Here is a 7,377-nt window from a genome sequence, read left to right as displayed (position 1 = left end):
ACGCTGGACGATCCGCTGGAGCCCGATCCCGCACGCGGCCGCTTCATGCTCGCCTATCCGGCGCGCTCCGCCGATCTCGGCCATTTTCCCGCCGCCGGCGGCGGCACGCTCGACCTGACGGAATACCGCATGGATGACCGCCGCGAGGATTTCATCACGCTGGTCGAAGCCGACCATGGCGGGCCGGGATGGACCGCGCTTGCACGACAGGCCGAGGACGATCTGGTGCTGGTGCTGAAGAACCCGGCCGAACTGCCAATCACCATGCTGTGGTTCAGCAATGGCGGGCGCGACTACGCCCCATGGAGCGGCCGCCACCTTGGCGTGCTCGGCATCGAGGATGGCCGCGCTGCCGTCGGCCATGCCGCCTCGATCGGCGACAACTGGCTGAAGCGCGAAGGGGTGGCGACCGCTTTTGCGCTGGGCGAAGGCCAAAGCGTGTCTTTTCGCCACGTCATCGGCGTCCTGCCGCTGTCGGGCGGCGAGCCGCCGCGGGACGTCACGACGGCGGATGGCCGCATGCGGCTGCATGCCGGCGGTTCGACGCGGGAGGTTCCCTTCGACAGCGATTTCCTGCGCATCGGCCAGCCGCTGGCCTCGTAGGTGTGATTGCGCGGCCGCAGGGTTTGAAATTTCCGTGAACTGTCGCCAAGATGTGGCCGAAATCATCATGCGGAACATGGTGGATCTGAAGCTCTGCCAGAGAGGCTCTCATGTCCGAAATCGCCCATCTCGCCGCCACCATCTTCAAACGCGCCGGCAAGGCAAACCGCTTCATCGTCGCCATTGCCGGTCCACCGGGCGCCGGCAAGTCGACGCTGTCGGCAAGGCTGCATGAACTGCTGCCCGAAGGGGCAGCGGAGGTCGTACCGATGGACGGCTTCCACTATGACGACGCCGTGCTCGAGCGGCGCGGTCTGCGCGCGCGCAAGGGCGCGCCGGAAACCTTCGACTTTGCCGGTTTTGAGGCCTTGCTGAAGCGTATCCGTGCCGGTGAACCCGACATCGCCATTCCGGTCTTCGACCGCAACATGGAACTGTCGCGCGCCGCAGCCTCGATCGTCGCCACAGAAACCAAGTTCATCCTGGTCGAAGGCAATTACCTGCTGCTCGACGAAGAGCCGTGGTCGCGGCTGGCGCCGCTGTTCGATTTCTCGATCTTCGTCGACGTGCCGCGCAACGAGCTCGAGCGCCGCCTGATGGAGCGCTGGCACGAGCATGGCCGCTCCGATGAAGATGCGCGCGCCTGGATCGCTTCCAACGACCTGCCCAACATCGAGCGCGTGCTCGCGCGGCGCAGTGCCGCCGATCTGGTGATCGGCCTTTCCGCTTGATTCGACGGATTGTGCAAGGGGAACTTTAAGACTTTCAGGCCGTTATCCCGACACGACAATTGTGCCAAAAGAGGGATTCGGTCCAATGGCAACCAAGGCAAAAAAGCCTGCGCCCGCCAAGGGCAAGGCGACCCAATCCAAAACCGGCGCCGGCCCGGCAATGACAGGCCGTTCGAAGGACGCCAAGCCGGCTTTCGGCAAGGCAGCGCCGAAGAAAGTGGTGCCGGCCGCAGCGAAAGCCGCGCCAAAAGCCGCAAAGCCGAAGAAGCCCGCGAGTTCCAGCGACTCCTTGGGCGGCAGTGCGATGCGCACGGCCAAGGCCACAGCCAACGTCGCTGCCGGCGCGGTCATGGTCGCCGCCCGAGGTGCTGCGTCGCTCGCCGCTTCCGTCATGGGCAAAGGCGGTTCGAAAGCCAAAGCGAAGGCGAAATAGCCGCGCTTCGGAGGCTGGTTTTTCTATCCCTTGGCCGGGATGGTCAGGCCTTTTTGCACCGCCGGCCGCGCCAGGCCGCGCTCCAGCCATGTTCCCAGATGGGCGAAATCGTCAAAGCCGACGAGTTCGCGTGCTTCGTAGAATCCGATCAGGTTGCGCACCCAACCGAGCAGCGAGATGTCGGCGATGGTGTAGTCATTGCCCATGATCCACTTGCGCCCCTTCAGCCGGCCGTCGAGCACGCCGAGCAGTCGCTTTGACTCGTCGCGATAGCGCTCCAGAGGGCGTTTGTCGGCGATTTCGCGGCCGGCGAATTTGTGGAAGAAGCCGACCTGGCCGAACATTGGCCCGACCGAGGCCATCTGGAAGAACACCCACTGGATGGTCTCGTAGCGGCGCGCGCCATCAATGGGCATGAGCAGGCCGGTCTTTTCAGCAAGGTAGAGCAGGATGGCGCCGGATTCGAACAGGCCGATCGGCTGGCCGTCCGGGCCGTTGGGATCGATGATCGCCGGTATCTTGCCGTTGGGATTGAGCGACAGGAATTCCGGTGTCCAGCTTTCGTTCTGGCCGATGTTGACCCAATGCGGCTCGTAAGGAAGGCCGAGTTCCTCCAGGGCGATCGATATCTTCACCCCGTTCGGCGTTGTCGCCGAATAGAGCTGGAGCTGGTCCGGATGCTTGGCCGGCCAACGCGTTGCGATCGGAAAGGCGGACAGGTCTGCCATGGAAACTCCTGGATGAGGATTCGCGCCGAGCGGCGCGGTTTTGGCGGGTCGGCCAAGGATTAGACGCGGCGCACGGCACGATCAATATGGCGGCGAAGGGGTTCATCGTGCACGGACAGTCAACGGAATGGCCTGCCTGGGGCAGATCCGCCCGCCCCTTAGATCAGGCAGCCTTGAAGGCCAGCACGGCATTGGTGCCGCCGAACGCGAAGCCGTTGCTGATCGCGGCGCGCACCTTGCGCTCGCGCGGCACATTCGGCGTGACGTCGAGGTCGCAATCGGGATCGGCCTCACGAAAATTGGCCGTCGGCGGCACGATGCCTTCGCGGATCGCCATCACGCAGGCGATCATCTCCAGCGCACCCGATGCGCCGAGGCAATGGGCGTGCATCGACTTGGTCGACGACACCGAAAGCTTGTAGGCATGGTCGCCGAAGACGCGCTTGATCGCTGCCGTCTCGATCTGGTCGTTGGCCTTGGTGCCGGTGCCATGGGCATTGAGGTAGTCGACATCCTCGGGATTGAAGCCGGCATCGGCCAGGCAGGCGCGCATGGCCGCCGTCGGCCCTTCGACGGTCGGCGCGACAATGTCGGAGGCGTCGGCGGAGAGGCCGGCGCCGGCGACCTCGGCAAGGATGGTGGCGCCGCGCGCCATGGCGTGCTCATACGTCTCCAGGACCGCCATGCCGGCGCCCTCGCCGAGTGACAGTCCCTGGCGGTCGGCCGAGAATGGCCGGCAGGTGTCGGGCGCCAGCACGCGCAGTGCTTCCCAGCCCTTCAGGATGCCCCAGACCAGCGGCGCATCGGTGCCGCCGGCGACCATCACATCGGCGCGGCCAAGTCTGATCTGGTCGACAGCCGAGGCGATGGCGTGGTTGGACGACGAACAGGCCGAGGTGACGCCGAAGACCGGGCCGCGCAGGCCCAGATTCATGCTGACATGGCCAGAGGCCGCGCTTGGCATGACCTTTGGCACGGTGAAGATGCCAGCGCGGTTCTTGCCCTCGACCAGTATGGCGCGATAGCTCTCTTCGATCGCCTCCCAGCCGCAGACGCCGACGCCGACGACGGTGCCCATCCGATAGGTGGTGGCTTCAGTCGAGACCAGGCCGGCGTGCTGCATGGCTTCCCTGGCTGCGATCGTCGCCAGCAGGCTGAAGCGGTCCATCGACACGGTCTGCTTGCGGTCGATGCCGTGATCGGGAAGCGTCTTGATTTCGCAGCCGACCTTGACCTTCAGATCATGCAGTTGGGGACTTGTGATCTGGCCGATGGCCGAGCGGCCGGCGCGCATCTCGTTCCAGATCGCGGGCGCGCTGGTGCCGAGCCCGCAAATGCCGCCCATGCCGGTGATGACAACGCGCTGCCGCATTCAGTTCAGGCTTTTTTCGCGATCAGCGCGCGCACAGCTTCGACCATGTCGCCGACGTTCTTCAGATTGCTCCAGGCGTCGACCGTGTTCATCTCGATCTCGATGCCATACTCTTCCTCAAGATCGAAGATAATCTCCGTCAGCTCGAGCGAATGGATGCCAAGCGAGGTCAATTCGGTGGTGGTGGTGATTTCTTCGCCGCCCGGCTCGGCATGAGCCTTGATCTTCGCGATGATATCCGTTGCCAGCTGGTCGGCCATTCGGTTCCTTCCCCACTATCTCGCGTTTCCCGACGCCGACTGAGCAGCGCCCCTTTTTCTCCTGGTATCAAGCCGCCGTCGTCGTTTAATACCCCCGCCAAGCGCAGCATGACCGTACCAAGGTGGTTCCCTCTATAGAAACCGAAACGTTGTCAAGCAACAAGCTATATCGAACTCCATATCGACAAAGCCGCCGGAGTGCTTAACGTGCAGGCATGGATATGGGCGAACATGGCGGGATTTCGACGCAGCGCGTTGCGGGCGTGGCGCGGCTTTCCTGCGCGCTTGGCGAGGGCCGCACGCGCCTGCGGCGCCTCTATCAGGACGGCGCCGCCAAGATAAGAATGCCGGCCGTCTCGGCCGATCCGCTCGAAGCGGTGCTGATCAACACCGCCGGCGGAATGACGGGCGGCGACCGTATCGCCTGGGACGTGGATGTCGGCGCGGCCGCTTCGGCATCGATCACCACGCAGGCCTGCGAGAAGATCTACCGGGCGGCATCCGACCATGCCGAAGTGCGGGTCAATTTGTCGGTAGGCGAAAACGGCCGCATCGCCTGGCTGCCGCAGGAAACCATCGTCTTCGACAGGGCGGCCTTTGCCCGTACGCTCAACGTCGAGCTTGCCGTCGGCGCCGAGGCGCTGGTGCTGGAAGCCGCCGTCTTCGGCCGCCTGGCGATGGGCGAACGCGCCACGCAGGGCAACTTCCATGACCGCTGGCGTGTGCGTCAGGATGGCGCCCTCGTTCATGCCGAGGATTTCCGCATCGGGCCCGATATCGCCGCAACGCTCGATCGCCCGGCGGTTGCCGGCGGCGCGATCGCGGTGGCGACATTGCTTCTGGTGTCGCCGCGCGCCGAAGCCCTGCTCGATCCGGTTCTGGAGATCGTCGGCGACCAGGGCAGCGCCAGCGCCTGGTGCGTGAAGAAATCTGGCAAGCTTCTTGCGAGGCTCTACGCCGGGGATGGCTACCGACTGCGCCAGCGGCTGGTTCCACTCGTCGAATTGCTCAACGGAAGGGCGGGGTTGCCCAAATTATGGTCACTATAGGCCTGCCTCTACCAATCCAGGGAAACGCATGAACCTGACGCCGAGGGAAAAGGACAAGCTGCTGATCGCCATGGCGGCGATGGTGGCGCGCAAGCGGCTCGAACGCGGCGTCAAGCTCAACCATCCGGAAGCGATTGCGCTGATCACCGATTTCGTCGTCGAAGGCGCCCGCGACGGCCGTCCGGTCGCCGAACTGATGGAAGCCGGCGCTCATGTCGTCAGCCGCGCGCAAGTCATGGAAGGCATCGCCGAGATGATCCATGACGTGCAGGTCGAGGCGACGTTTCCCGACGGCACCAAGCTGGTGACCGTGCACGAACCGATCCGTTGAGGAGGACAGGATGCTGGAGCTGCGTCCCAACTGCGAATGCTGCGACAAGGACCTGCCGCCCGAGGCGACGGATGCGCTGATCTGCACCTTCGAGTGCACCTTTTGCGCCGGATGCGTGGAACAGGTGTTGGGCGGCATCTGCCCCAATTGCGGTGGTGGTTTTTCGGCGCGGCCGATCCGCCCGGCAGCGATGCTGAAGAAATATCCTGCGTCGAGCAAACGCGTACTCAAGGCCGAAGGCTGCGGCCCCCGCAAGGCGGCGTGAACACCAGACCGAGCAAAACGAAAGGCAAACAGAATGATATCCGCCAAACGCCTCTGCCTGTCGGCGATCCTGCTGCTGGCCGCCGCCCTGCCGGCCTATGCCCATGTCGGCCTGGGCACCACCTCCTCCTTCACGGCCGGCTTCATGCACCCGCTCTCCGGCCTCGATCACATGACGGTGATGATCGCGGTCGGGCTGTGGGCGGCGCTCAAGGGCGGCAAGGCGGTTCTTGCCTGGCCGGCTGCCTTTGTCGGCGTCATGGTGGTCGGCGGCGCGCTGGGCATGCTGCATATGCCGCTGCCCTTCGTCGAACCGGGCATACTGGCATCGGTCGTGACACTCGGACTGCTGGTGGCGCTGGCGATCGATCTGCCGGTCTCGGCCGGCGTCGCCATCATCGGCCTGTTCGCACTTTTCCACGGCCACGCGCATGGCACCGAGGTGCCGGAGAATGCCGGCGGGCTTGAATACATGGCCGGCTTTGCCACCGCCACGCTGTTGCTGCATGCCACCGGCATCGCCACCGGTCTCGGTCTCGGCATCCGGTTTCGTGGCCTGGCCCGCGCTGCCGGTGCCGCCTGCGCGGCGATCGGCATCGGTCTCGCCTTCGGCATCGTGTGAGGGTGACCATGATCCCCGGTGAAATCATCACGGTGGGCGGCGACATCGAGCTCAACAAGGGCCTGCAGACCGTCACCCTGAAAGTCGCCAACAGCGGCGACCGGCCGATCCAGGTCGGCAGCCACTACCATTTCTTCGAGACCAATGAGGGGCTGAAATTCGACCGTGAGCGCGCCAGGGGCATGCGCCTCGACATTGCCGCGGGCACGGCCATGCGCTTCGAGCCGGGCCAGGAGCGCGACGTCACGCTGGTGCCGCTCGGCGGCAAGCGCGAGGTCTACGGATTTCAGCAGAAGGTGATGGGCAAGCTGTGAGATCTTCCGGCGCGCTCAGCTCAGTTCGATGGCTTGGCCGCGGCGTAGATGACGATCTTTCCGGGATTGTCGAATTCGACGGCGAGGACATCCTGCGCCTGCACGCGCCGCGATTCGATGGCGTTGAACAGCAGCGCGTTGGCCTCGATCTCCTTGCGCAGCTCCGTAATGTCGTCCTGATGCTGCTTGACCTTGGCCTCGATCTCCGGCGGCGGGCCGCCTTCGCTGCGCGCGGCATCGGTGAGGAACACGATGTCGACCTTGTCGAGCTTGGATGTCTTGCGCACCGTGCCGATGTTTTCACGCGTGCGGTCGATCGCCGTGTTGACGTTGCCGGCCTCAGTGTTGGCCTTGGCCTCTTCCTGCTTGACCTGCGAGCCGACGATGCGATTGACGGTCTCCGTGCTTTCCAGTCCTTGCGCCTTCAGTCCGGCAGCAGCACCAGCCGCCGCCAGGAACGTCATGGCGGCGACTGCCTGCATTCTGGTCGAGAAAGAAGTGATCGCCATCGCTCGCTCCTGAGAGAAATCGTTTCGGGGCGCGGGTTAGCGCGAAAAGAACAAAACGAATCCCGCCCGGCGAAGGTTCCTTTCCCGATGCGGCCGGCCGGCCGGATGCCGGCCCGCCATGCCGTGGCGTCAGCTCGCCTTCTTGGTGATCAGGGTCAGTG

At 64.6% G+C, this 7,377-nt stretch carries 11 protein-coding genes and 1 pseudogene; 8 read left to right on the top strand and 4 right to left on the bottom strand.

All coding sequences use genetic code 11. The features are described from left to right. The 3 genes and pseudogenes from EN879_RS17675 to EN879_RS17665 all read left to right on the top strand — a co-directional run. Positions 1–603 (top strand): annotated as a pseudogene (locus EN879_RS17675) (hypothetical protein); the annotation flags it as partial. A 110-nt stretch (positions 604–713) separates the two neighbouring features. Continuing rightward, positions 714–1,334, top strand: coding sequence for a nucleoside triphosphate hydrolase (locus EN879_RS17670; RefSeq protein ID WP_063169761.1), 621 nt, complete (start codon positions 714–716; stop codon positions 1,332–1,334). 85 nt (positions 1,335–1,419) lie between these two features. Then, on the top strand, positions 1,420–1,767 hold the full coding sequence (locus tag EN879_RS17665; protein WP_013528390.1) for a hypothetical protein: 348 nt from the start codon (positions 1,420–1,422) through the stop codon (positions 1,765–1,767). Between the two features lie 23 nt (positions 1,768–1,790). Here EN879_RS17665 and EN879_RS17660 read toward each other — a convergent pair whose 3' ends face one another. The 3 genes from EN879_RS17660 to EN879_RS17650 all read right to left on the bottom strand — a co-directional run bounded on the left by EN879_RS17660 (position 1,791) and on the right by EN879_RS17650 (position 4,127). After that, positions 1,791–2,495, bottom strand: coding sequence for a glutathione S-transferase N-terminal domain-containing protein (locus EN879_RS17660; protein ID WP_063169760.1), 705 nt, complete (start codon positions 2,493–2,495; stop codon positions 1,791–1,793). Positions 2,496–2,658: 163 nt separating this feature from the next. Then, positions 2,659–3,867 carry a beta-ketoacyl-[acyl-carrier-protein] synthase family protein gene (locus EN879_RS17655; protein WP_063169759.1) on the bottom strand — a complete coding sequence of 403 codons (1,209 nt, stop codon included), beginning with the start codon at positions 3,865–3,867 and terminating at the stop codon, positions 2,659–2,661. Between the two features lie 5 nt (positions 3,868–3,872). Beyond that, on the bottom strand, positions 3,873–4,127 hold the full coding sequence (locus EN879_RS17650; protein WP_013528393.1) for an acyl carrier protein: 255 nt from the start codon (positions 4,125–4,127) through the stop codon (positions 3,873–3,875). Positions 4,128–4,348: 221 nt separating this feature from the next. Between EN879_RS17650 and EN879_RS17645 the strand changes: the two genes are divergently transcribed. From EN879_RS17645 to EN879_RS17625, 5 genes are read left to right on the top strand one after another with little or no spacing between them, the layout of a single operon-like run. Then, positions 4,349–5,176, top strand: coding sequence for an urease accessory protein UreD (locus EN879_RS17645; protein WP_082826622.1), 828 nt, complete (start codon positions 4,349–4,351; stop codon positions 5,174–5,176). 28 nt (positions 5,177–5,204) lie between these two features. Next, positions 5,205–5,507 carry an urease subunit gamma gene (locus EN879_RS17640; protein ID WP_013528395.1) on the top strand — a complete coding sequence of 101 codons (303 nt, stop codon included), beginning with the start codon at positions 5,205–5,207 and terminating at the stop codon, positions 5,505–5,507. Positions 5,508–5,517: 10 nt separating this feature from the next. After that, positions 5,518–5,772 (top strand): DUF1272 domain-containing protein, encoded by a 255-nt coding sequence (locus EN879_RS17635; RefSeq protein WP_027161066.1) that lies wholly within the window; start codon positions 5,518–5,520, stop codon positions 5,770–5,772. Between the two features lie 33 nt (positions 5,773–5,805). Next, positions 5,806–6,393, top strand: coding sequence for a HupE/UreJ family protein (locus tag EN879_RS17630; RefSeq protein ID WP_063169757.1), 588 nt, complete (start codon positions 5,806–5,808; stop codon positions 6,391–6,393). 8 nt (positions 6,394–6,401) lie between these two features. Further along, entirely contained in the window at positions 6,402–6,707 is a 306-nt protein-coding gene (locus EN879_RS17625; protein WP_013528398.1) for an urease subunit beta, read from the top strand. A gap of 20 nt (positions 6,708–6,727) precedes the next feature. On the opposite strand, the gene EN879_RS17620 is transcribed toward EN879_RS17625, so the two are convergent. Beyond that, a complete protein-coding gene (locus EN879_RS17620) occupies positions 6,728–7,216 on the bottom strand; it encodes a hypothetical protein (protein ID WP_027161068.1) in 489 nt (162 codons plus the stop codon). Positions 7,217–7,377 lie beyond the last annotated feature (161 nt).

Origin of the sequence: Mesorhizobium sp. M7A.F.Ca.AU.002.02.1.1, from assembly GCF_003998535.1 — a bacterium.
Taxonomy (GTDB): Bacteria; Pseudomonadota; Alphaproteobacteria; order Rhizobiales; family Rhizobiaceae; genus Mesorhizobium; species Mesorhizobium ciceri.
The sequence above is the reverse complement of the archived record's forward strand: the minus strand, read 5'-3'. Positions and strand labels throughout refer to the sequence as shown.

Excerpts from the sequence above, each read along its gene's own strand:
- EN879_RS17645 (WP_082826622.1), top strand. The coding sequence starts at position 4,349 with ATGGGCGAACATGGCGGGATTTCGACGCAGCGCGTTGCGGGCGTGGCG.
- EN879_RS17630 (WP_063169757.1), top strand. The coding sequence starts at position 5,806 with ATGATATCCGCCAAACGCCTCTGCCTGTCGGCGATCCTGCTGCTGGCC.
- EN879_RS17635 (WP_027161066.1), top strand. The coding sequence starts at position 5,518 with ATGCTGGAGCTGCGTCCCAACTGCGAATGCTGCGACAAGGACCTGCCG.
- EN879_RS17655 (WP_063169759.1), bottom strand. The coding sequence starts at position 3,867 with ATGCGGCAGCGCGTTGTCATCACCGGCATGGGCGGCATTTGCGGGCTC.
- EN879_RS17625 (WP_013528398.1), top strand. The coding sequence starts at position 6,402 with ATGATCCCCGGTGAAATCATCACGGTGGGCGGCGACATCGAGCTCAAC.
- EN879_RS17670 (WP_063169761.1), top strand. The coding sequence starts at position 714 with ATGTCCGAAATCGCCCATCTCGCCGCCACCATCTTCAAACGCGCCGGC.
- EN879_RS17660 (WP_063169760.1), bottom strand. The coding sequence starts at position 2,495 with ATGGCAGACCTGTCCGCCTTTCCGATCGCAACGCGTTGGCCGGCCAAG.
- EN879_RS17650 (WP_013528393.1), bottom strand. The coding sequence starts at position 4,127 with ATGGCCGACCAGCTGGCAACGGATATCATCGCGAAGATCAAGGCTCAT.
- EN879_RS17640 (WP_013528395.1), top strand. The coding sequence starts at position 5,205 with ATGAACCTGACGCCGAGGGAAAAGGACAAGCTGCTGATCGCCATGGCG.
- EN879_RS17620 (WP_027161068.1), bottom strand. The coding sequence starts at position 7,216 with ATGGCGATCACTTCTTTCTCGACCAGAATGCAGGCAGTCGCCGCCATG.
- EN879_RS17665 (WP_013528390.1), top strand. The coding sequence starts at position 1,420 with ATGGCAACCAAGGCAAAAAAGCCTGCGCCCGCCAAGGGCAAGGCGACC.